Raw genomic sequence first — 22,271 nt, forward strand, 5'->3', positions numbered from 1 at the left:
GAGCTGCGTTAGCGACCACGCCGAAACCGCGTAGTACCAACAAGGCGGACCAGGTGATGGCACAGAAGAGACTGGCCCGAAACAAATGTAGGAGCGGCCTTGTGTCGCGATGCGCCGCGCGGGCGGCGCTCGATCTCATAGGCGCTGCAAGGGTTGTGGCGAACACCTGTAAGCCCTGACGCGAATTACTTGAAAGCGGTGGCTGGAAAACTGTCAGGCATCGCGATATGAAAACCTGGAAAATATAAGAAAAAGACCACAACCACCCGCCCAGTCCTACAAAAAAACCATCCGACTTTCCCTATTCCATGTAGGGCGTTTCCCAAGCATGCTTCGCCCCCTGTTGCGCCATCGATCTGAGGTCTAGTCTCGCCGGGCCGCTGCAAATTCAGCGGCCGGGCCTGCAAGCCCGACCGAACATCGAGATGTGCTCACCTTCGAGTCGCTGGCCACTGCCAGTACCCTCGTTCAATGGTGGCTACGTATGGGTGGCCTTATGGCCAGCCGGGTTTAGCTCGATGTTCTCCGGACTTGCAGACCTGTACGTAGCCGCCACCTCTTCGCTCTGCAGGTGTTGGGTGTGTGGTTGATCGATCACGAACATCGAGATGAAACCATGCTGAAAATAGTCCCCGATCCACCCCACACTTCCAATCCCCCTCAATACCTCGAAGACACCTTGGTCGAAGCCCTCGAATACGCCATGTGCGGCCTGGCCGTCGGTCAACAGTCCATCACCTTCCTGCCCAAGTCCCCGGCTTCGATCATGCTGCTGGCGGTGATGCATGAGCTGGAGGCCACGCGCCAACTGGTGGAGTGTGCCCTGGCGCAGGTGCAGCTTGGTCAGCGCCGGCAGGCATACACGCTGCATTAGGCGCTGAACCTGTAGGAGCGGGCTTGCCCGCGATAGGGCCTGGCCTGCAAACGCGGCTGCATGGCACCGGCACCGCCGGTGATCGCGGGCAAGCCCGCTCCTACACCGCCCCTGCCACCTGGGCAACCCCAACACGGCATACAAACCAAAAGGACTTCCCATGGACACCACCTCCCCCACCCTGCTCGGCAAACTCGGCTGGACCGTCGGCAGCGCCACCTGCATGGACGGCGCCGTCGAAGGCCAGCGGCTGTTCCAGGTCATCCCCGGCAACTGCGCCGACCATGCCATGGAGCAAGCCTCCATCCTGCTCGCCAGCGCCCGCCGCGCCTCTTACATCGGCGTGATGGACAACGAACCGGTGCTGGTCTGGGCCTCGCACTACCTGAGCGAAATGGCCAAGGCGCTGATGGATGATGCGCATATGGGCATGCATAAAAGCGCCAAGGCCTGAAGGGCCGGCAGGTTCTGGTTTGCATCCGGGTTTTCAGGCCCGGCCCTATCGCCGGCAAGCCGGCTCCTACAAGGGTATGCGCTCGCCTGTAGGAGCTGGCTTGCCAGCGATAGGGCCGGCGGACCAGATACACATCTTCGCTTTCAGCGCAGGAGCCCCCAAATGCTACTGCCCCACCTGCCGCGCCAGCGCCTCGGCCGCGCGCCGCCCGGCTTCGGGGATCACCCGCGCCGCCAGCACCTGGCTCACCTCGCCCAACTGCCCCGCCGTCAGCCCGGTGTTCAGGCTGATGCGCATATGTGCCAGCAACTGCGGCTCCACCCCGCCCATGGCCGCAAGCATCGCCACTGTAGCCAGTTCGCGGTGCTGCCAGTCAAGGTTGTCGCGCTCGAAGATGTCACCGAACAGGTGCGTGCGCAGGTACTCGTTGGCCACCGGGGCAAAGTCGAACAGCGGGCCCTGCACCGGGGCGCCGGCCAGCTTCGTCTGGTTGGCGGTACCGGCCGCCAATAGCGCGTCACCCTGCGGGGCAACCCGGCTGGGCTCGCGGCCGGGGTCGTCGACGATGCCGGCCTGCTTGCGCGCCTGCACCACCTTCAGCAGCTCGCCCAAGGCGTTCAGGCTGCGTGGAAAGCCTGCATAGGCGTACAACTGCACCAGCACCTCACGCACCTCGCTGATGCTCAGCCCGGCATCCAGGCCCTGGTTCAGCGCCGGGTTCAACTTGCCGAGGTCGCCGACCGCCGCGAAGGCGGCAATGGGCAGAATCGCCTGCTGACGGGTATCGAGCGAAACGCTTGCGGTGATCGGGGTGTTCACGGAATGAGGCTCCTGTGCGAAGGCATTGGACAGGGTAGCAACCAGCATCAGGGCACCGAGTGCCGGGCGCAGGTCACTCCACCGGCGTGGCGCTGTACTGTTCATCACTGACCTTCTCCATCCAGTCGACGTTCTTGCCATCCAGCGTGCCGGTGACAGCCAGGTGGGTCATGGCGGTGCCGGGCGCGGCGCCGTGCCAATGCTTGACGCCTGGCGGGCACCACACCACATCACCGGGGCGGATCACCTGCACCGGCTGGCCCCACTCCTGGGTCAGGCCCACGCCGCTGTGCACCACCAGGCGCTGCCCGGCCGGGTGAGTGTGCCAGGCAGAACGGGCGCCGGGCTCGAAGGTGACCAGGGCGCCGGAGGCGTTGAGGGTTTCACTGGCAGGCCACAACGGGTCGATGCGGGCGCGGCCGGTGAAGAAGGCTTCGGGGCCGGGTATGGAATGCTGCGCGCCGGCTGCGGTTATTTGCTGGGCGCCTTCGGCGAGGGTGGCCTGTAGCGCGGCCACGCACAGGGCGGTTTCGAGTACGCGTTTGGGCATGTTGCGGCACCTCTTGCTGGGAATGGGTATTTTCCGCGGGGTGCCCTGCCGAAGGTTGCGCAATCCGCCGTGATAGTTGCCTGATCCTCCCGTAGACGGCCCCTACAGGTTTGCGCAGGCCACTGTAGGAGCTGGCTTGCCAGCGATGAGGCTGGCAGCACCAGCACAAAGCTTTGCTGGCAGGCCCGGCCCTATCGCCGACAAGCCGGCTCCTACAGAGGGACGCGGTCGCCTGTAGGCGCATTCCGAATGATCACACGGCGGCTGAATGGCAGCGTGGCCAAACACTCAGCCCATCAACACCTGCCCGAACTCTTCGGCCGTCGGGGTTTGCGCCCATTGCGCCACCCCTTGGGGCAGCACCACCCAGGGCTGCTTGCGCCGGGTCCAGATATGCGCCACCGGCTCGAACCGTTCGGCGCCCTCCAGCACCCCGGCGCGCACCACGCGCATGCCCGGTGCCGCGGTGGTCTCGTTGAACAGCCGGGTATGGCAAGCGCCACACGCGTACTGGGTGCTGGTATGCCCGGCGCCTTCATGCACGAAAGTGACAGGCTCGCCATCTACCCGCACGCTCGCGCCCAGGCACAGCAGGTGCAGGCCGAAGGCGCTGCCGCTCCAGCGCTGGCAGTCGAGGCAATGGCAGGCGTACAGCGGCGGCAGCGCCGGGGCGTCGATCGCGAGCGTGATGCGCCCGCAGCGGCAATGACCGGTGAATCCCATGGGCTCAATCCTTACAATGGCGTCCAGTTGAAGTCGGGGCGCATCATCCACCCTCGCCGGCCCCGGTAGAAGAGCCAAGATGGAGCAGCCATTGGTCAAGAATGTATGAGCCCGCTCGAGTGGGAGCGCCAGCGGGTTTTCCTCGCCGTGTTGCGCGCCGGCAGCCTGAGCGGCGCGGCCAGGTTGCTGGGCATCGCCCAGGCCACCGCGCGGCGGCGCCTGGACCAGTTGGAGCAGGCGCTGGGCCTGAGCCTGTTCACCCGCACCCCGGCCGGGCTAACGCCCACCGAGGCAGCACGCGGGCTGACCCAGCACGCCGAAGCCATGGACATCGCCGCCCGCGCCTTCAGCCGCATGGCCAGCGAACAAACCGCCATGGATCAGGGCACGGTGCGCATCACCTGTGCCGACCTGCTGGGGGTGGAGGTACTGCCGGGGTTGCTGCGCGAACTGCATTACCAGCACCCCGGGCTGCGGCTGGAGCTGAGCGTGGGCGATGCACTGGAGGACATCGCCAGGCTGCAGTCGGACATTGCCGTGCGCCTGGTGCGGCCAGTGGAGGCTGACATCACCGTGCGCCGGGTCGGCAGCCTGCGGGTGCGGCTGCACGCCAGCGCCGCCGGCCTTGAGCGCTACGGCGCCCCTGGCAGCCTTGACGCGCTGCGCGCTGGCCCGCTGATCGGCCCGGACCGCCGTGCGGCCGACCTGCGCCGGTTGGTGGAGGCCGGGCTGTGCGAGGTAGACCAGCCGTTCGCCATCGCCTCGGACAACCACCTGGCGCAGTTGGCCGCGCTCAAGGCCGGGCTCGGGTTCGGCCTGTGCCCGGTGCAGATCGCCCGGGAGCACGGGCTGGTCGAAGTGCTGGGTGAGCAGTTCGGTTTTGAGGTGGATGTGTGGCTGGCGATGCACAGCGACCTGCGCCGCACCCGGCGAATTGCCCGGGCCTTCGAAGGCTTGGGGGACGCGTTGCAGGCGTACCTGGCCGGCTAGCACTGGCGCTTGTCCTTGCTATCAGGCCTGGCCCGGTCGCCTGTGGGAGCTGGCTTGCCAGCGATGAGGCCGGTAGCCTCGGCACACATCCTGGCTTGCAGGCCCGGCCCTATCGCCGGCAAGCCGGCTCCTGCAGAGGGGGCGCGGCTGCAGGGTCAAATACTGAAAATCCATCGTCCTGAAACGTCTTGCCGCTAACCCTGTCTCATCCATTTTCAGGACACCCAACGCCATGGACTGCCGCCGCTGCCTCCTGCTGCTCGCCCTCGCCCTGCTGCCCGCCACCACAACCTTCGCCCAGGCCAAAGACGAGGCCAGGCCCAAAGGCGGCACGTACTCGCGCAATTGCTCTGCCGCCGCCGCGCACAACCTGATCGGCGAAAAACTCAGCGCCGACACCAAGGCCCTGGCCCTGGCCCGCTCCGGTGCCACCAGCGTGCGGGTGGTGAAGATGAACGGCCCACGCGACCTGGGCATGGTCAGCCAGCGCCTGACGCTGGCCGTCGACTGGCAGCAACTGATCACCGAGCTCTGGTGCGGGTAGCCCCGGCCCGATTGATTTGATAATCGTTATCACTTAAGGTGCGCTCCTCGCACCGGAGGGATAGCCGTGATGGTTGATGAGCTGAGCCAGGTCTACGCCGAACACAACAGCTGGCTGAAGCAGTGGCTGTACCGTCGGCTGGGCTGCTCGGCGCAGGCCGCGGACCTGGCCCAGGACACCTTCGTGCGCATTCTCCAGGCCCAGCGCAAAACCGGCCTGGGCCTTGCCCTGCAGCAGCCGCGGGCGTACCTGGCCACGGTTGGCCGGCGCCTGGTGTACGACCACTTTCGCCGTCAGTCGCTGGAGCGCGCCTACCTGGAGCTGCTGGCCCAGTTGCCCGAGCTGTTCGCGCTGTCGGCCGAAGAACTGTGGGCCATGCGTGAAACCCTGCAGCAACTGGACGCCCTGCTCGACACCTTCAAGCCGGTGGTACGTTCGGTGTTTCTGCTGGTGCAGCTGGAGGGCCTGACCTACGTGCAGGTGGCCGCCCGGCTGGGCATCGGCGAACGCACGGTCAAGCGCCACATGGCCAGTGCGCTGCAAGCCTGCATCCTGTTCGACGACGACTGCTGATGGCCGGCGAGCAACCGCGCATCAGCGCCGAGGTGGCGCGCCAGGCTGCACACTGGCACATGCTCATGCTCGATGACGGCGTCAGCCCTGCGCAGCAGGCCGCCTGCAGCCGCTGGCGCGCCGCCGCACCCGAGCACGAGCGGGCCTGGCAGAAGGCCCGGCGGGTGCAGGAGCAACTGGGCCTGCTGCCGCCGCGCCTGGCCATGGGCACCCTGCACCGCGAGCGGCGCCAGGCGCTCAAGCAACTGCTTGCCCTGGCCATCCTCGCCCCGCTGGGCTATGCCGGCTACCGCCAGCTGGCGCCGCAGCAGGCCTTCGACACCGCCGTCGGCCAGCACCAGCGCCTGACCCTGGCCGATGGCACGGTGCTGGAGCTGAACACCGACACCGCCGTGACGGTGGACTTCGACCAGCAGCAACGCCTGATTACCCTGCGCCACGGCGAAGTGCTCATCGACAGCGGCGCCGACGCCGGCCACCCCTGGCACCGCCCGCTGCGGGTGGCCAGCGCGCAAGGCACGCTGCAAGCGCTAGGCACCCGCTTCGTGGTGCGCCAGCGCGACGCCCGCACGCAACTGGCCGTGTACGAAGGGGCCGTGCGGGTAACGCCGTTGCAGGGCCCCGAACACACCCTCGAGGCCGGCCAGCAGCTGAGTTTCGACGCCCACGGCCAAGGCCCGCTGAGCGCTGCCCGCGAACAGGACCTGCAATGGACCCAGGGCCAGCTGGTGGTCGACGAGATGCCCCTGGGCGAATTCCTCGCCGAACTTGGCCGCTACCGGCCGGGCTGGCTGCGCGCCCAGGGCGATGTGCAACGGCTGCTGATCAGCGGCGCCTTCCAGCTGCACGACACCGACGCAATCCTGGCCGCCCTGCCCGCCACCTTGCCGGTGCAGGTGGACTACCGCACCCGCTACTGGGTCACCGTGAGCGCCCGTTGAAAATCAATTGGCCCGTTTTTTCGCCTCGTCAGTCCTTAGCTGTGGAACTGCCACAAACATAGGGACAACCGTTCAATGATCTGCGCCTCTTCACCGGCCCGCCGCAGCGTTCGCGCCATGGGCAAACCCCGTCAACTGCTCGCCCTGAGCGCCCTGGCCATCGCCCTGCAAGGCTTTGCCGCCAGCACTAGCGCCGCCCCCGTGCAGGCCCCGCAGGCCTACAGCATCGCCGCCGGCAACCTGGCCCAGGTGCTGGCGCGCTTTGCCAGTGAAGGCGGCGTCACCCTGCAGTACACCTCAGAGCTCACCCGCGGCCTTGCCAGCCCAGGCCTGCACGGGCAGTACGGCATCGACGAAGGCTTTGCCCTGCTGCTGGCCGGCAGCGGCCTGCGCGCCGTACCGCGCGGGGGCAAGGTGTACGGCCTGGAGCCGCTGCCGCTGAACGCTGCCGACGGCGGCGCGGCACTGAACCTGGAGCCGCTGAACATCACCGGCCGGCAAGACCAGGCCACAACCGAAGGTTCCGGCAGCTACACCGCCAACGCCGTGACCATCGGCAAGTCCACCCACCGCCTGAAAGATATCCCGCAGTCGGTCAGCGTGGTCACCCGCAAGGCCATGGACGACCAGCGCCTGGACACCCTCGACAAAGTGCTGGAGAAAACCACCGGCATCACCACCCTGCAGAGCCCGTCCGGCGGCAAGTACATCTACTCGCGCGGCTTCGAGGTGGAGACCATCCAGTACGACGGCGTGCCGATGGACCGGCGCTACTACGCCATCGGCAGCAGCTTCACCGCCGACACCCTGCTGTACGACCGCGTCGAGGTGCTGCGCGGCGCCAACGGCCTGCTGCAAGGCAGCGGCAACCCGGGCGCCGCAGTGAACCTGGTGCGCAAGCGGCCCAAGGCCGAGGCCGCGTTGTCGGTGACCGCCAGCGCCGGCTCCTGGGACAGCTACCGCCAGACCCTCGACGTCAGCGCCCCGCTGAGCGCCGACGGCGCCCTGCGCGGGCGCATGGTGGCCGCCCACGAAAGCCAGGACTACTTCTACGACACCGCCGACAGCCGCAAGAACGTGCTGTACGGCATGCTCGAATACGAAATCAACGACGCCACCACCGTGGCCGCCGGCGCCAGCGTCGAAGACCTGCACTCCACGCCGTTTTTCAGCGGCCTGCCGCGCAACAAGGATGGCAGCTCGCTGAACGTGGGCCGCTCCACCTACACCGGCGCCGACTGGAACAAGTGGGACAACAAGCAGACCAGCTACTTCGCCGACATCACCCACGATTTCAACGCCGACTGGCGCCTGAAGGCCTCCGGCACCTACCTGCGCGAAACCAACTACATCCTCTACAGCTTCGGCCGCGGCGCCGTGGACCCGGCCACCGGCGACGGCATGCGCTCGCGCGCCTACCTGTACGACTTCGAAAACATCACCAAAGCTGCCGACGTCAACCTCACCGGCAAGTGGCGCGCCTTCGGCCGCGAGCACGAGGTGGTGGTGGGCGCCAACGCCAGCGACCTGAAGACCGACGACCTGCAGGGCGGCCTGCTCAACCTCGGCCCGATGAACATCTACGACCCGGTCTCGCCCCAGCGCCCGACCATGGACCAACTGCTGGGCACCAGCTACGCCGGCACCTCCCACGGCAAGATCCGCCAGGACGGCGTGTACGGCGTGGTGCGCTACAAGCTCACCGACCCGCTGACCCTGGTGCTGGGCGGGCGCACCAGCAACTACAAGTACGACTATGCACTGCAGCGCTTCAACGCCGACTCCCCCACCCCGGCGCATGCGCGCAGCAGCGGCGAGTTCACCCCCTACGGCGGGTTGATCTACGCGCTGAACGAGCAGTGGTCGGCCTATGCCAGCTACGCAGACATCTTCAAGCCGCAGACCGAGCTGACCGAAGAGAACAGCACCCTCAAGCCCATCGAGGGCGCCAACTACGAGATGGGCTTGAAGGGCGAGCTGCTGGACGGCCGGGTCAACACCACGTTGGCGCTGTTCCAGGTCGACCAGCAAAACCGCGCGCAGTACAACGGCAACAGCGCCTGCGACACCAACTGCTACGTGGACGGCGGCAAGGTGCGCACCCGCGGCTTCGACGCCGAGGTCAGCGGCGAGGTGCTGGCCGGGCTGCAGCTGTTTGCCGGCTACACCTACACCCACACCGAGTACCTGAATGACCCGGGCGATGGAGAGTCTGCCGGCGGCGCCGCGTTCAACACCTTCACCCCGCGCCACCTGCTGCGCGTGTGGGCCGACTACAACCTGCCCGGCGACTACCAGCAATGGACCGTGGGAGGTGGCGCCAACGTGCAGAGCCGCAACTACCACAACAACTTCGGCGGCACCGACGGCGTGGGCAAGATCGAGCAGGCCGGCTACGCCATCTGGAACGCGCGGTTGGCGTACCAGATCAACGAGAACTTCAGCGTGGCGTTGAACGGCAACAACCTGTTCGACAAGAAGTACTACTCCAGCATCGGCTGGTTGCATGCCGCCAACTACTACGGCGACCCGCGCAACTACACGGTGACCCTGCGGGCGGATTTCTGAGGGTGGCTGGCCCCTTCAGGCGCTGCCTGATGGGGCCGGGCAAGTTTGCAGGTACCCGCGCGGCCCACCGGCTGGGGCCGGGCCTGCAGACCCGGATTTGCACCAAGGCTACTGGCCCTGTCGCTGGCAAGCCAGCTCCTGCAAAGACAGCGCACACTTACAAATGCAAACCCAGCCCTACGCACTACTGTAGGAGATAATTTTCCCACCCAATACACCAGAAACATCTTGGTTATCCCCAACCACTCGCACCCAGCGCCCGACACAACGCTTTCAATATGCAACACACCGATAGACAGCGACCTCAACTCATTCAACCCTCACTCAAACTCATTTCAAATACAGCTCACCTTTTCAAAATCTAACACCACGACGCAACCAACAAACTAATACACAGAACTTTCTCGGCGTCGATAAACAACTCTACCGCCACCCGCCAACCCCGAAAGACTCCCATTACCCACTATAATCTCTGAGCAACACTCCAGATGGCAGTCCTGATACGCCGTATATTGACACACCACATCTTCAATCTCATCAATATCTTCTTCAATATCTTCCTCAATATAAAACCGCAGTACCCACTGCCTTCCATCCCACAAAAGCAGTACCATTCTGAAATTGGCAGAAACCGCCCCCGTCAGTGCCTGCACAAGCATAAGCACTTGAAAATTCCAGTCTTCCAGACTCGGCTGCCCCATCACTTCAAACTCCATTTCTATTTCTCCGAATCTACATCATCGACTTCCGCCGGCAACAAGCCTACTAGCTATCGCAGGAACTCCCTCATAACTCAGCCCACATACTCAAGCCAAACACATTGAGTCCTACTGCTTTGAAAAACCAGAGACTCAGTTAGAGGTCCAACATCCCACACATGGGAAAGCAGCATCAAACGGTATTCGGGCGCTTCACCCCACCTGAAAAAGCTCAATTGTAGGGCCATAGTCTTGATCTGTATTCGAAACGTTTACGATGAAATCGCGGTCTGGAATTTTTTGCTTCAACACCAAACGCCAAGACACTGCAATAATCTCAGCCAACTGCAAATAAATAATATCTTCAACATCATCCTTGCAGCACGCAAACACATCATACATATGCGTATGATTCACAACACGTTCAACTGCACGCATGTCGCCATCCAGGTGCCTTATCCACGCTTCAACACCCTCTTCGCTATATTTATCGCTTAGAAATACCCCGCCTTTGGCAACAGTAAAATCGGGAAGCAGCAACCGACAGAACACCAGACAGTCCTCAGGGTGGCAAACCTCACTCACGTAGCCTAGAATATCAACTGTACTTGGGTCCGCCCAAAGCGAAGCCCACTGCGTGTATTTTCTCAAGCCATTGAACGGTTTTATTGTTTTGATCTCAGGCATCCCTTTATCCTCTCGAGTTACTCCGCGTCGCGGCTTCGACGCCCCCTGCTCCAAGGCCACAACAAGCCAAAACCAAAACCTCATCAAACGCTGAAGCGCCTACATAAAAACACCCTGTAATTTTCAGGAGCCATGAGCACCAGCCTCTTGACATCATCGCCACGAGCAACAGAATGATCTATTAACGATTCTACAAAATAATAAAGATACTCTCCGTTTTCCTTCAGCGCAGGTTCATTAAGCAAACGCATAACCTCATAAAATTCGCTCTCCCTTACCAAGGTCGCGGCCAACGCCTCACAAGCCGAGATATAAAGCGAATCCTCAATAACGCCAGCCACTCCACCGAATTCATCTAGCGACGCCTCAAGCCCTTGTGTAGAAACACCTGAAAAGTCCTTGAACCAGGCAAGAAAGCTCAGAAAAAACTCATCTGCCGATAGCATTTTTAATATCCTTTAGTAGGTCCTGAGCAAAACCAATATTTCTCCGACTGCATGCAGAGCTTTCTTGGGCAACTCCGAACATGAACCACGCCTTGATGCCTCCACACCAATTTTCGGTCGTCAATCGGCTCAAGACCAAGGCTTATGCCCCGCAAGGCACGCCCTGACACACCTGCACTCTTGCCTGCTCGGATCTGTCCAAGGGGCAGGGCAAACAGCGCTACAAAAACCTTACTCCGCTATAAATTCCTTCGCCAAAATAATTGCTTGCAAAAAACCAGAGAGAGGAACCTTCAAAACTGCATCTTCTACATCTGCAAAAATCTCCAACTCCAAATTACCCACACCCCGATCTTGATTTATCTGAGCAATCGGCTGCCCCTTGTATTGAACCTCAGCCGTCAGCTTTTCGTAGCGACTATCGCTATAGTGCAAAACCTCAAAATTCAAATCGCTTTCAACCCTCACCTTCAAACCCTCAAGCCAAGTAGCTCTCACAAACGCACCGAAATTTACAATAGAGCTCTTTGCATCGCAAACAAATCACACCTAAACACATCGACACCCAACAAAGAGAACTCCACCCCTCAGCATAAAACTGCGCACGCTAAATATAACACCCATACACACACGCTACCCTTTCGCCTACTCAGACGACCCCTCAAGCTTCAACCTTACATACTCTTCCAAATAGCTCTCCAAGGAATATGCCGTACCAAACTCATGAAGCACGCCAGTCGTCCTATCAATTATAAACGGAGCATTCCCTGCAAGTTTCGCAGAGCTTTCCCCCGTATCCAAATACTCTTTCGACTGATAACAGAAATACCAACCTTCAGAAAACTCCCCCTCATATACTATTTCCAATGGAATATCCGAGTCTTCCAAGTACTCTCTTGCCAGCGCCAGAGCTTCAACATAGGTAACCATCAATTAGTCCTCAATAACTGCAGAAACTTATAATCATCAACTTTTGCAGCCTTCCCAGTCTGTCCATCGAGAAACCTAACGACCCCTCTCTGGTTAACCACATTAAAAACATGCCCTACCGTTCCCACGCCATTGGAACCGTACACAATTCCCCGCGCGCCATTCCCAGAGTTTTGAATTTGCCGCATGATGTTGTCTTGCGCAAGCACTGGGCCAAATTTAGAGCCAAAGTGCTTTTCCAACACCGTCAACGGCACCCCTTTTTTATGGTAAATCGGCAGTGCGGACGCAGGGTTTCCTCCCAGCGTTGCATCGGTAGCAATAGAGCAATTAACACAGTTGTGAGTTCTCCCGGTTTTCGGAAATCCCGGGTTAACGTTCGTTATCGAGCCTGCGGTTTGTTCAGCTGCATTCCCCGGCCCTGCACTCTCACCACGCCCTGCTCTGGCTGAAGCCCAGTACTCGTATGCCTTCGACGCACCTGGCCGACTCCCTCCCCCTGCCATCCCCGCAATACCACCAACCACCACAGCGCCAATGCCATACACCTCCTCCAAGGTTCCCAGCGCCTTGAAACTCCTGTCGATCAACTCGAATTTGTATTCCTCACAAATGGTTGTCGTGCATTGCAACTGCCCCAACGCAGCCAGCCCGCCTGCGATCTGGGTCATCAGGTCTTTCGCACGCGCCGGCCCTACGGTTTTCAACGCGTCTTCGAGGTTGGCCAGGCTCTCCTTGTTGTACCCCGCGCCCTCCCAGACGTTGCTTTCGCACTGGGTTTTCCCGCCACACGCCTGAATATCCTCGACGAAATATTCAGTCTGCTCATGGTTGAGGAAGTTGTACTGCGTAGCGTTCTTGGCAACCCATGCCCCGGTTTCCAGGTCCTTCGCATCCGAGCTCACCAAGCCCACAGCCACCAGCCCCACCAACTGCGAAGACATCACCAGCAAGGCGTCCCTGTTGGTTGGGCTGAGTTGAGTAAGAACCTGCCGTAGCTGGGTAGCCAGCGCCTCGTTGGCACCGGCTGCGACGGCGCCACTGGTGAAGTCCCTGCCGGTAGCCTCCGCCACCAGCCCTCCCACCAATGCATGAGCTGCAATTTTCGTCACGCTGCCGTTTTCGAACTTGAGGTCGCCTACGGCATTGAAGGCGAACGCTGCCAATGTGTTGTAAAGCGAGTCTTTCAACGCATCACCAAAGCTTCCTCCTTGCCCCAGTGCTTTGTTCAAAGCTGTACTGGTGATGTTTTGCAGTGCCTGATTGGCGGCAAATCGGCTGACACCGCCTACCGTGTTCAACTGCGTGAGAATCTTGTCGGTGGGGAGCTGTGTTTCGGTGCCTGTCCACTTGTCGAAGTAGCCCGCTGTAAGCCCGCCCACAACGGCTGCAATAGCCAACTGCTTCAAACTGTCGCTGCTAAAGCTGTCTTGCAGCACCTTACCCAGGTCGCCTTTGTTGTTGATCAGACTGACAGCGGCCGTGCTGGACCAACTCCCGGCAATACCGATACCGGCGCCTGTTAGCACCGTCCCGGCACCTAGGCCACTGAGCGCACTGGCCGCCGCCATACCACCCAAAGCAGCGGCGGTGATGGCGACAGCGAGCTGCGCGGCAGGCCCCATGCCTGAGCTGCTGTACTCCCAGCTGTCATGAATCTCCTGCACCTGCCGCCAATCAACGTCACCTCGTAGCTCTGCGTCCTTCAGCCATGCCAGGTTCGGATCAGCCTTCACCATGGCATCGATGGCTTGGCTAACACTTTTCTGGTCAAGCTTCTTGACGTCGATCTTCAGCCCTTTCACAGCGTCGATCGCCACGTTCCCCTGAGCAATCAACTGCGTCTGGCGCAGCGTCTCGTCAGTCCAGCCCTTACCTTCGGCCGACTGCCAGGCCAGGTTGCTCTTGCTCTTCTCGTGACTTTCCTGCCTCAGGTCCTTGACCGCTTCAAAGCTGATAACCCCACCGCTCTCAAGCGTCAGGTCATTACCGCTGTCCAGCCTGGCTGCCTGGTAACGCTGGTCCCCGCCGCTTTCCAGGGTGAGGTCACCGCCGGTGGTGACGCTGCTACCGACATGGGTCACCTGGGTGACTTCGTCACGCCGTGTCTGCTTGCTGCCGAAGCTGCCCTTTTTGGTCATGTCGTACAGCGAGTAGTCGCTGTTCTGGCCTGCCAGCAAGCTCAGCTGGTTGCCGGCATACACATAGGCATCGCCACCTGCGTTCAAGCTGCTGGCGGACAGGGTGACGTCGTTGCCGGCCTCGATACCGAGGTAGTCGCCGGCGCTCAGTGCGCTGCCCACCTGGCGGCTCTGGTTGTCCACTTCGTGGACCTTTTTCCGGCCCTTCTTGTAGGTGCTGTCCAGGTTGTGTTCGTCAGCCGCCGAAAGCAGGTTGACGTTGTGGCCGGCGTCGACGAACAGGCTGTCACCGGCCTTGGCGGTACTGGCGAGCAGGTTGATGTCGTTGCCGGCCTGCAGGCTCAGGTAGCCTTCTGCGGTTACGCTGGAGCCCAGCTGGGTGATGCTTTCTTCCACCCGCAGGCCGCGGCGCAGAGCTTCCTGGGTGAAGGTACGGTCTTGTACTGCCAGCAAGTGGATATCGCCACCGGCCGTCAGGCTGGCGTCACCGCCGCTGCTGATCTGGCCCTTGTTGGTCAGGTCGGTGCCTGCAGACAGCGACAGCTGCGAGCCCGCCACAATGCTGGCGCCTGCATCCACGCGGGTCTGGCTGCCGCCGCCGATGCTCACGCTGATGGCGGTACGGTCATTGAGGATCTGGCCGGTCAGGCTGGTGAGCTCGACCTTGTCGCCACGGATTTCCCCGGCCAGGGCGTTGCGTATGCTCTGGGTGGCCATCAGGCTCAATTGGTCGTTGGCCTGGGCCAAACCGCCCTGGTAAAGGTTGCCCCCGCTCAGCGCCGAAAGGTTTTCGCTGGCCCGAAGCGTGCCAACGTTGGTCAGGTCTGCCCCGCTGAACAGCTGCACATCGCGCCCCTGTACCAGGCTTGCGCCGCGCAGGTTGCGCGAGTCCACCTTGGCCAGGTAGAGCACAGGCGTGAGCACGCTTTGCCCATCGACGACGCGCTCCTCCATCCAGACGATGTCGTGGGTCAGCGCCGCAACCTGCTCGGAAGTAAGGCCCACGCCGACGCTCAGGCCCAGCGCATCCTTGCTGGCGATGGCGTTATCCATCAGGTAGCGGAACTGCTCGTAGTCGTTGCCCAGGCCTTCGGCCAAAAAGCGCTGGCCGGTCTGGGTGCGTACTGCGTCGGCCACCAGGCGGGTTTCGTAACGGCCATCGCCGAGGCGGCGGGAGGCGTCGGTGAGGTCGTAGTCGAGCAGGCCCAGCAGGTAGTCCGAACTCATGAACTGCGAAAGGTCGGTGAGCGCCGGGTTGCTCTCTACCAGGTACTGGCCGGCCGGATTGCGGCTGCGGGTGAACAGGCCGTAGTCGCCTTCAGGCAGGCGAAAGCCCGATGCTGCGGTGGGATCAACGCTGACGAAGGGCGCGCCGCTGAAATCGACGGGCACGAAGCTGACCTGCACGCTGCCATCCGGCAACCGGGTCTCGATGCGCTGCACATCCTTGAGCGTGCTGGTATCACCGACCGGGGTATTGAGCACCACCTGCTGCAGACCGGCGCCACTGGCGCTGCTGTCCAGGGCCTTGCCGGTAAGCTGGGCGGTGCCCTGGGCGTCGAGGCTGCCATTGACCAGTTCGTTGCTGACGTTCAACCGCAGCGAACCACCGGCCTGCACGGTGCCGGTGTAGGTGACGCCGTTGCCAGGCAGCAAGGTGCTGGTGCTGTGGGCTACCCCGTAACGGGTGACGGCGGTGGGGATTGCCGTCTGCTCGTCCACCGGGCGGTTGCGGTTGCGGCTGTTCCAGCTGTTGGTCGCCGCCTCGGTGACCCGGTAGGCGTCCTGAGTCACCCCCGACAGCAAGTAGCTGATGCTCTCCCGGCGGTTGTCGAGGGTGACGCCGCGGTTGTGGAAGTCCTTCGCGTTGACGATGGCATCACGGTTGGCCGCCAGCAGGCTCTGCACGTTGTCGAGTGTGTCGGCGTCGATGCGCAGGTCACGGTTGGCCAGCAGCCGCGCTGCGGGGGAATCCTTGAGTACCTGGCCTTCATAGGTGGTGTGGACGATGTAGTAGCCGGTGTGGTGGTCGCCGCTGCAGTCCAGGCAGTTGATCTGGATGTAGCGGCTGGCCGGCGCCTGGGTGGCTTCGAACTCGGCCTTGGCGTTTTCCAGCTCGGCCACCTTGATGGCCATGTCGCCGACGCTTTCGATGCTGCCGGACAAGTTGCTCAGCCGGTTGGCCTTGCCGTCATCAACTGCGGCGAAGCTGAGGTTGCCGTTGCTGTAGATATCGGCGTAGCGGTTGAACAGGCTGTCGGCCCGCAAAACCATGTCGGCCCCGGAGAACAACAAACTGTCAGCCTGGTTGTTGATAGCGCCACTGGCGGTGAGCGACAGGGCCTGCTGCGCGCCCAGGGTGCCGCGGTTGTCGATGCGCGCGGCACTGACGGCCAGGTTGCCGCTGGAGGTGAGACGACCCTGGTTGTCGAGCGCGCCACTCAGCTGCAGGCTGATGGCTTCGCCGGCCGCAATGCGCCCACCCTGCTGGGTGAGGTCGTGGGCGGCCAGGGTCAGCGCTTTTTGCGTGGAGATCAGGCCCTGGTTGGTCAGGCTGTCGCTGACCGTGACGTCGAGGTTGGCGTCGCTGAGCAACTCGCCGGCACTGTCCAGGCTCACCGCCTGCAACGACAGGTTGCCGACGCTGGATACCCGGTCGCCGGCGTACAGGGCCAGGTTCTGCAAGCCGCTGATGGCCAGCGTGCCGTTCTGGTGCCAGAGGCCGCTGCCCTGCACCTGGGCGACGGTCCATTGGCCGTCGCCCAGCCCGACCACCCGGCCACCGGCGCCCTCGACACGTTCGGCCGTGAGGCTGAACTGGCCGCTGGCGACGTGCTCGATCTGCCCGCCCTGGTTTTGCAGCAGGCCAGTGGCCAGGGTGAATGCCTGGCTGCCGACCCCGATGCGCCCGGCGTTGTTGACCAGGCTCTCGGTGACGCTGATGCGGCTGAACTCGCCCAAGTGCGCCAGCAGGCGCCCGCCGGCGCTGTTGTCCAGTTGCTGGCCGGCCAGCAGCAGGGCATGGCGTGCCTCGATCAGGCCGCCGTGGTTGCTAAGGCGCCCGACCGTCAGCGTCAGGTTGCCGCCCAGGCTGGTGAGGCGGCCCTTGCTGTTGTCGGCCTGTGCGGCGGTCAGTGCCACGCTGGCGGCGGAGATGCTGCCCGCCTGGTTGTCCAGGCGCCCCTGCCCCAGGTCGAGTTCGGCGTGGCTGCCGCCGGCAACCAGCATGCCTTGCTGGTTGTGCAACAGCGCGGTGGTGACCTTCAGGCCGTCGCTACCGGCCAGCAACTGGCCGCCGTCGCGGTTGTCGATGGCCTCGGTGCCGTGCGCCTGCAGGCGGGTGCCGAGCAACTGCCCACCGCGGTTGTCCAGCGTGCCCTGGGTGGCGCTGACCTGCACCTGCTCGCCCACTACCACGCCTTGGCGGTTGTCCACTGCGCCGGCCTTGACGGTCAGTTGGCCAATGCCGGCCTGCAGGCGGCCTTGCTGGTTGTTCAAGGCATCGGCGACGCTCACCTGCAAGGCACCGCTGTCGGCCACCACCTTGCCTTGCCCGCTGTTGTCCAGGCTGGCGCCACTGACCGTGACCGCCTTGCCCAGCAGGGTGCCGCCACGGTTGGACAGCTCGCCCCCGGCCACGGTCAACTGCGTACCGGCCTGGACAGTACCGCCTTCGTTGTCCAGGCGCTGGTGCCCGGTGACGGCCGTGCTGCCTTCGCTGGCGGCGATCAGGCCGCGGCGGTTATCGACCTGTCTGGCAGTGACGCTGACCTGCTTGCCGACCAACTTGCCGTCGCGGTTGTCCAGTTGTTGCCCGGCGCTGGCGCTGAGCGTGCGGGTGGCGACCACCTGCCCACTGTTGCGCAAGTCCTTGGCCTGCAGCTGTATGTCGCCTTCTAGGTTACGGCTGTTGTCGGCATTCACCCCCGCCTCGACCAGCCCCAGGTTGTTCAGGCTGCCGTTGCTGGCGAGCATGACCGTGCCGCCAGCGGCAATGCTCTTGTGGTTGAACAGCTCGTCGCCGGCCTGGATGCTCACATCCTGGCCGGCGTACAGTGCCTCGCGTACCTCGACGCCGGCGGCCTTGGCCTGTACCGAGCCGCTGGCGGCGGTGGTCGCCAAGGTCAGCTTGCCGTTGGCATCGATGTTGATGTCCCCGGCGCTGGCGGCCATTTCGCCGTCAAGGCGCACGCCCACCCCCTGCTCGGTGCCCACCAAGCGGATGGCGCCGGCGTACATGCCGCCCAGCGCACTGCTGTCGATGGCCAGCGCCGGTGCTGGCGAGCCGTCTGCGGCCAACGCGGTGGCCTGCAGGCTGTTGGCATCGACCTGGTTGCGCCCGGTCACCACGTTGAGCTTTTTGGCGTACAGCTTGGCGTTGAGGCTGGCCGAACGGGTGATCAGGTCGAACTGCTCAATGTTGCTGGCGTTGAGCCCGGCGCCTTCCAGGCTGATATCGCCGCCTTCGACCCTGAACTGTTCCAGGCGCCCGTTATTGACCACTGGCTTGCCGGTGGTCAAGGTGGCCTGCGGGGTGTTGATGAAGCCGCAGCCATTGCAGGTGATGCCGTAGGGGTTGGCGACGATCACCCGCGCCGATTGCCCGGCCACCTCGGTGTAGCCCTTGAGCTGGGTGCGGTTGTTGCCGGTGACCTCGTTGAGGATGGTGGTTGCTGCCTGCCCTTGCAGGTTGGCATTGCCGATGATGATGCCGCCCAGTTGGGTGTGCTGGGTCTGGCTTGTGGCGTTGTTGAGGATCACCCCCTGGCTGCCGACGTTGTACTGCTCGAAGGTGTTGTGCGACAGGCCGCTGCCGTTCGGCCTGGCGATGTTGATCACCTGCACGCCGTTACCGGCGGTGCCCAAGGTGGTACTGGTGCCACTGACCACGATGCCGTCGGCCAACGCCCACACCGGCTGCCAGAACAGCGCGTTGGCCAGCAGCCAGGCGATGCCGCGCTTGGGCAGCCCGCAGAAACGCTCACGCGCGGCCAGGCGGGCAGAATGACGTGCCAAAAGGGCCGTCTGCTTGATGTCCATATCGCAAGGTCCTCGGTGCGCTGTCACAGCAGCAGTTCAAGTCGGAAGTAGATCGGGGCTTCGCGCGCTTCGAGGGCGCGCGGGCGCTCCAGGGAATGGGCGAAGGTCACGCTGGCGCTGGCATGTTTGCCGGCCACGAACAGCTCGGCGGCGCTGCTCGAAACCCGCCCGTTCTGGCCGTCGCTGTAGGCGTCGTGGCGGATCACACCTTGGTCATAGGCGATGCCGACGCCGTACTGCTGCAGCACAGGCGCCAGCCAACCCCAGGTCACCGGGCGGGCCCAGCGCAACTCGTTGCGCCAGTAGCCGCCGCTGTCACCGGAGAGAAACTGCTCCTTGTAGCCGCGCACCGCCGCCTGACCGCTGACACTGATGCGCTGGCTGTTGTACAGCACGTCTTCGCTGCGCTGCCCGGTGGCCAGGCTGCTGAAGGTCAAGCGCTCGCCCCATAGCTGGAACGGCAGCAGGTAGCTGGCGGTGGCGCTGTACTTGCGGTAGCGCGCGGTCGGTTGGTTGCCCCGCGGGTGGCCGTCACCCATGGCATCCAACGCGCCAATGCCTTGCTGCATGCCCAGTTCGAGGTTGGCGAAGGCGCTGCCGACCACCCGGCCATGGCTGAGGCCGAACTGCGCCTCGGTGATGCGCTGGCTGGCATTGCCCAGCTTGCTGTCCTCGATGAAGCTGGCTGTGCGCAGGTGGCTCAGGCCGGTGCTCAAGGCCGTCTTGCTGCGGGCATCGCGGTGCAGCACGCGCTCGGCACGCAACTGGTGGGCCTGGCTTTCGCCGGTGTACTTGAAGTCGAAACCCAGGCCCTGGCCGCGGGTACGGTACTCGCTGGCGCTGTAGGTGTAGCCAAAGGTCCACCACCCCCAGGGCAGGCTGTAGTCGAGCATGCGGCTTTGGTAGCTGCGCTGGTGGTCGCTGACGGCGTCACGCCCGCCGCGCAGGCTGAGCTGGTCGGCCAGCCCCAGCGGGTTGTCCCAGGCCAGGGCCAGGCCCCACTGCTGCTCGCCGGTGCTGCGCTGGCCGTCGTTATGCCGGGCCAGGGAGGCGCGCCAGGGGGCCTGGGGGGTGTTCTTCACCCGTACGTCACTGCCACCGACCGCCTGGCCCGGCACCAGCTCCATCTGCGCCTGGTTGGACGGCAGGCGGTTGAGCTGCTCGAGCAGTTGTTCGACCTCGCGCAGGTTCAACAGCTCGCCTTCGCGCCCCGGGAAGGCCATGTGCAACTCACGTGGCGACAGCCCGCTGCCGTCTTCGGGCTGGAGTTTTTCCAGGCGCCCTTCGACCACCTGCACTTTCAGGTGGCCAGCCGACAGGTCCTGCGGCGGCAGGTAGGCACGGCTGGTGACCAAGCCACTGGCGATGTAGTGGTCGGTGATGGCCTTGAGAATTGCGTTCAGCCCGCTAACGCCCAGGCACTGCCCGAGGAACGGTTTTAGCAGCCGGCCGCGTTGGGCCTCGGACAATGAATCGGCACCCACCAGGGCGATGCTGGTTACCGTGAAGCAACGGCTGTCGGCCGGGGTTGGCGCCAGCGCTTCGGGCTGCTCGCGGCCGGGTAGGCTCTGCAGCTCTTCGAGGCGGCGGCGCTGGTCGTCCAGCAGCTTATCCTGGCGCTCGCGAATCAGGCTTTGATCGCCCGCCGAAGTGGCGCCCAGTACAGGCAGGGTGGTCATGAGCAGGGTGCAAAGCACCGCTGCCGTTGCAAGGGGAATATGCACGGCACGTCCTGGTGATGGCATGTTGGCGACTTTGAAGGGCGCGGAATGGGAGCTGGCCAATAGCGTGGCAAATGCTTGCATTCCGGGCGGTTTTTACCCGCCTGCAGAAGAGTTGCTTCTGCTGTGTGCGCCCTGCTGGCCACCTGTTAGCAACGGTGGCGACCTGGCGAGATTAGCCGGGTTATTCAGGTAAAAAAGCAGGCAAAAGCTGGTTGGGAAATGCCCTACCTGGAATTGGGAAGTGCCGATTGATTTGTGTAGGAAGCGAAGGGTTTGGGCGGGGTTTTGACGTAAAACGAAACACTCAGGAGTGTTGTCGTTTCTCGCTCAGGTTGCCTGGGCGGGCCCCATCGCCGGCAAGCCGGCTCCTACAGGTGTGGCGCCCTGCGGGCAGCCACAGCAAAGCTGTGGGGGCGGGTTGACTGGCGCGGCAGGCTACAGGGTGGATGGTCAATCATTCACCCTCAGCGGGCGCAAATGTCGCCTCCATGGCCTCCCGGTCGTAATCCAGCAGCCAGCCCCGATGCGCCTCGTAAAGCTCACCCAGCGCCTCGTGCCCGGGCCCTACCACATCCATGCCGCGATCATCGTAGGGGTACACCATCAGGCGTTTGTTCAGGTTGAACAGGAAGAAAGCACACCGTGGCTTCGGCCGAATGGCCTGAAAGTCGCTGGCCAAGGCGCACCACAACAACGGTTCGAGCAGTGAAAGCGGGGCTTTGAACGCCAGGTACAACTGGTATTCAGGCTCATCCTCGCTAAACCAGTCGTCCGGGTGGGTCTTCTCGCTCCATGACTCGCGCTGCGCCGGAATGCGGATGCCGGCATCATTGAGCGCCCTGTAGATGCGACGAAAATCACCACGCTGATTGCTGTGCAGTTGCAGGCATACCACCAGCGGCTCTTCACCGTAAAACAGGTCGCGGCAGACCACCGTGGCCTTGTGCATTGCCTGCAGGAACAGCTCGATTGCACTGCCCTGCTCCGACAGTTCGAAGCGCAGGCCGCCGGGTTGCGAATAAAACACCGGCCTTTCGAAAATGCTCGCTCCGAAGGTGTTGAAAATGTCTTGCTTGAGGGGCACCAGGTACGTTCCTTTACCAGCGTGTTTAAGCGTTACGAATCAATCTATCCAAGAGCGCTTCAAATGCTTCAGGGACCAGGTCTTTCTGTGCAGGAGAAAGCAATACATTCATGACCTGCTGCTCACAAACGCAATCGAAAACATCAATAGCCACCCAACCACTTGACCAGAACTCCACGGTCGCCAACTTGTTCAAGCCTGCCATTTCTATCCGCTCAAGATCGCCAAAGTCCCCCTCGGGGAATGTTGAACGCACCACGGAAAAGCCATTCAACAGAGGCATTACTTCCCTGTTGAACCGAAAGACATCCATCACCCCGCCCCCTCCCTATTCTTGAACCTTTGCCACGCATAGAACGTAACCCGCCGAGGCAGCCACCGCAAACCTGTCAGAGCGGGTTCACCCGCGAAAACGTCGGGGGCCTGGCCACCGCACGGATGGCACCGGCGTTGCCGGTGATCGCCTCCCACGCACAAGCAAGCTG

19 protein-coding genes are annotated in these 22,271 nt (G+C 63.0%); 7 read left to right on the forward strand and 12 right to left on the reverse strand.

Annotated elements, in window-relative coordinates:
• The first annotated feature begins 616 nt into the window (after positions 1-616).
• Both ACI2KK_RS18250 and ACI2KK_RS18255 read left to right on the forward strand, forming a co-directional pair.
• Entirely contained in the window at positions 617-874 is a 258-nt protein-coding gene (locus tag ACI2KK_RS18250) for a hypothetical protein (protein ID WP_369990771.1), read from the forward strand.
• Between the two features lie 160 nt (positions 875-1,034).
• Positions 1,035-1,328 (forward strand): DUF3077 domain-containing protein, encoded by a 294-nt coding sequence (locus ACI2KK_RS18255; RefSeq protein WP_404669972.1) that lies wholly within the window; start codon positions 1,035-1,037, stop codon positions 1,326-1,328.
• A 165-nt stretch (positions 1,329-1,493) separates the two neighbouring features.
• On the opposite strand, the gene ACI2KK_RS18260 is transcribed toward ACI2KK_RS18255, so the two are convergent.
• The 3 genes from ACI2KK_RS18260 to ACI2KK_RS18270 all read right to left on the reverse strand — a co-directional run bounded on the left by ACI2KK_RS18260 (position 1,494) and on the right by ACI2KK_RS18270 (position 3,420).
• Complete coding sequence (locus tag ACI2KK_RS18260) at positions 1,494-2,252, reverse strand: carboxymuconolactone decarboxylase family protein (protein WP_404669973.1); 759 nt, start codon at positions 2,250-2,252, stop codon at positions 1,494-1,496.
• Positions 2,221-2,697, reverse strand: a complete 477-nt coding sequence (locus ACI2KK_RS18265) for a cupin domain-containing protein (protein ID WP_404669974.1) — start codon at positions 2,695-2,697, stop codon at positions 2,221-2,223. Before ACI2KK_RS18265 ends, ACI2KK_RS18260 begins: the two co-directional genes overlap by 32 nt.
• Positions 2,698-2,985: 288 nt before the next feature.
• Positions 2,986-3,420: a GFA family protein gene (locus tag ACI2KK_RS18270; RefSeq protein ID WP_217842871.1), complete on the reverse strand. Its 435-nt coding sequence runs from the start codon at positions 3,418-3,420 to the stop codon at positions 2,986-2,988.
• A gap of 105 nt (positions 3,421-3,525) precedes the next feature.
• Between ACI2KK_RS18270 and ACI2KK_RS18275 the strand changes: the two genes are divergently transcribed.
• From ACI2KK_RS18275 to ACI2KK_RS18295, 5 genes are all read left to right on the forward strand, one after another.
• Positions 3,526-4,410: a LysR family transcriptional regulator gene (locus ACI2KK_RS18275; protein ID WP_404669975.1), complete on the forward strand. Its 885-nt coding sequence runs from the start codon at positions 3,526-3,528 to the stop codon at positions 4,408-4,410.
• A 232-nt stretch (positions 4,411-4,642) separates the two neighbouring features.
• The gene (locus ACI2KK_RS18280; protein ID WP_404669976.1) at positions 4,643-4,954 is read left to right on the forward strand and encodes an I78 family peptidase inhibitor; all 312 of its coding nucleotides are present in this window, start codon (positions 4,643-4,645) and stop codon (positions 4,952-4,954) included.
• Between the two features lie 66 nt (positions 4,955-5,020).
• The gene (locus ACI2KK_RS18285; protein ID WP_404669977.1) at positions 5,021-5,527 is read left to right on the forward strand and encodes a sigma-70 family RNA polymerase sigma factor; all 507 of its coding nucleotides are present in this window, start codon (positions 5,021-5,023) and stop codon (positions 5,525-5,527) included.
• Positions 5,527-6,468: a FecR domain-containing protein gene (locus ACI2KK_RS18290; protein ID WP_404669978.1), complete on the forward strand. Its 942-nt coding sequence runs from the start codon at positions 5,527-5,529 to the stop codon at positions 6,466-6,468. The genes ACI2KK_RS18285 and ACI2KK_RS18290 overlap by 1 nt, the downstream gene beginning before the upstream one ends.
• 117 nt (positions 6,469-6,585) lie before the next feature.
• Positions 6,586-9,036 (forward strand): TonB-dependent siderophore receptor, encoded by a 2,451-nt coding sequence (locus ACI2KK_RS18295; protein WP_404669979.1) that lies wholly within the window; start codon positions 6,586-6,588, stop codon positions 9,034-9,036.
• A 386-nt stretch (positions 9,037-9,422) separates the two neighbouring features.
• On the opposite strand, the gene ACI2KK_RS18300 is transcribed toward ACI2KK_RS18295, so the two are convergent.
• From ACI2KK_RS18300 to ACI2KK_RS18340, 9 genes are all read right to left on the reverse strand, one after another.
• Positions 9,423-9,752, reverse strand: a complete 330-nt coding sequence (locus ACI2KK_RS18300) for a hypothetical protein (protein WP_404669980.1) — start codon at positions 9,750-9,752, stop codon at positions 9,423-9,425.
• A gap of 195 nt (positions 9,753-9,947) precedes the next feature.
• Entirely contained in the window at positions 9,948-10,421 is a 474-nt protein-coding gene (locus ACI2KK_RS18305; protein WP_404669981.1) for a hypothetical protein, read from the reverse strand.
• Between the two features lie 83 nt (positions 10,422-10,504).
• Positions 10,505-10,867: a hypothetical protein gene (locus tag ACI2KK_RS18310; protein WP_404669982.1), complete on the reverse strand. Its 363-nt coding sequence runs from the start codon at positions 10,865-10,867 to the stop codon at positions 10,505-10,507.
• A 231-nt stretch (positions 10,868-11,098) separates the two neighbouring features.
• Positions 11,099-11,365 carry a hypothetical protein gene (locus tag ACI2KK_RS18315; protein WP_404669983.1) on the reverse strand — a complete coding sequence of 89 codons (267 nt, stop codon included), beginning with the start codon at positions 11,363-11,365 and terminating at the stop codon, positions 11,099-11,101.
• A gap of 147 nt (positions 11,366-11,512) precedes the next feature.
• Positions 11,513-11,797, reverse strand: a complete 285-nt coding sequence (locus ACI2KK_RS18320) for a YrhB domain-containing protein (RefSeq protein WP_404669984.1) — start codon at positions 11,795-11,797, stop codon at positions 11,513-11,515.
• Positions 11,797-18,978, reverse strand: coding sequence for a DUF637 domain-containing protein (locus ACI2KK_RS18325; RefSeq protein WP_404669985.1), 7,182 nt, complete (start codon positions 18,976-18,978; stop codon positions 11,797-11,799). Before ACI2KK_RS18325 ends, ACI2KK_RS18320 begins: the two co-directional genes overlap by 1 nt.
• 23 nt (positions 18,979-19,001) lie before the next feature.
• Positions 19,002-20,723, reverse strand: coding sequence for a ShlB/FhaC/HecB family hemolysin secretion/activation protein (locus ACI2KK_RS18330; RefSeq protein ID WP_404669986.1), 1,722 nt, complete (start codon positions 20,721-20,723; stop codon positions 19,002-19,004).
• Positions 20,724-21,156: 433 nt separating this feature from the next.
• Positions 21,157-21,786, reverse strand: coding sequence for a DUF3885 domain-containing protein (locus tag ACI2KK_RS18335; RefSeq protein ID WP_404669987.1), 630 nt, complete (start codon positions 21,784-21,786; stop codon positions 21,157-21,159).
• 25 nt (positions 21,787-21,811) lie between these two features.
• Positions 21,812-22,102: a hypothetical protein gene (locus tag ACI2KK_RS18340; RefSeq protein ID WP_404669988.1), complete on the reverse strand. Its 291-nt coding sequence runs from the start codon at positions 22,100-22,102 to the stop codon at positions 21,812-21,814.
• Between the last annotated feature and the right edge of the window lie 169 nt (positions 22,103-22,271).

Source organism: Pseudomonas sp. NPDC089406, from assembly GCF_044900265.1.
Taxonomy (GTDB): Bacteria; Pseudomonadota; Gammaproteobacteria; order Pseudomonadales; family Pseudomonadaceae; genus Aquipseudomonas; species Aquipseudomonas fakonensis.

Excerpts from the sequence above, each read along its gene's own strand:
- ACI2KK_RS18250 (WP_369990771.1), top strand. The coding sequence starts at position 617 with ATGCTGAAAATAGTCCCCGATCCACCCCACACTTCCAATCCCCCTCAA.
- ACI2KK_RS18255 (WP_404669972.1), top strand. The coding sequence starts at position 1,035 with ATGGACACCACCTCCCCCACCCTGCTCGGCAAACTCGGCTGGACCGTC.
- ACI2KK_RS18260 (WP_404669973.1), bottom strand. The coding sequence starts at position 2,252 with ATGAACAGTACAGCGCCACGCCGGTGGAGTGACCTGCGCCCGGCACTC.
- ACI2KK_RS18265 (WP_404669974.1), bottom strand. The coding sequence starts at position 2,697 with ATGCCCAAACGCGTACTCGAAACCGCCCTGTGCGTGGCCGCGCTACAG.
- ACI2KK_RS18270 (WP_217842871.1), bottom strand. The coding sequence starts at position 3,420 with ATGGGATTCACCGGTCATTGCCGCTGCGGGCGCATCACGCTCGCGATC.
- ACI2KK_RS18275 (WP_404669975.1), top strand. The coding sequence starts at position 3,526 with ATGAGCCCGCTCGAGTGGGAGCGCCAGCGGGTTTTCCTCGCCGTGTTG.
- ACI2KK_RS18280 (WP_404669976.1), top strand. The coding sequence starts at position 4,643 with ATGGACTGCCGCCGCTGCCTCCTGCTGCTCGCCCTCGCCCTGCTGCCC.
- ACI2KK_RS18290 (WP_404669978.1), top strand. The coding sequence starts at position 5,527 with ATGGCCGGCGAGCAACCGCGCATCAGCGCCGAGGTGGCGCGCCAGGCT.
- ACI2KK_RS18295 (WP_404669979.1), top strand. The coding sequence starts at position 6,586 with ATGGGCAAACCCCGTCAACTGCTCGCCCTGAGCGCCCTGGCCATCGCC.
- ACI2KK_RS18300 (WP_404669980.1), bottom strand. The coding sequence starts at position 9,752 with ATGGAGTTTGAAGTGATGGGGCAGCCGAGTCTGGAAGACTGGAATTTT.
- ACI2KK_RS18305 (WP_404669981.1), bottom strand. The coding sequence starts at position 10,421 with ATGCCTGAGATCAAAACAATAAAACCGTTCAATGGCTTGAGAAAATAC.
- ACI2KK_RS18310 (WP_404669982.1), bottom strand. The coding sequence starts at position 10,867 with ATGCTATCGGCAGATGAGTTTTTTCTGAGCTTTCTTGCCTGGTTCAAG.
- ACI2KK_RS18320 (WP_404669984.1), bottom strand. The coding sequence starts at position 11,797 with ATGGTTACCTATGTTGAAGCTCTGGCGCTGGCAAGAGAGTACTTGGAA.
- ACI2KK_RS18325 (WP_404669985.1), bottom strand. The coding sequence starts at position 18,978 with ATGGACATCAAGCAGACGGCCCTTTTGGCACGTCATTCTGCCCGCCTG.
- ACI2KK_RS18330 (WP_404669986.1), bottom strand. The coding sequence starts at position 20,723 with ATGCCATCACCAGGACGTGCCGTGCATATTCCCCTTGCAACGGCAGCG.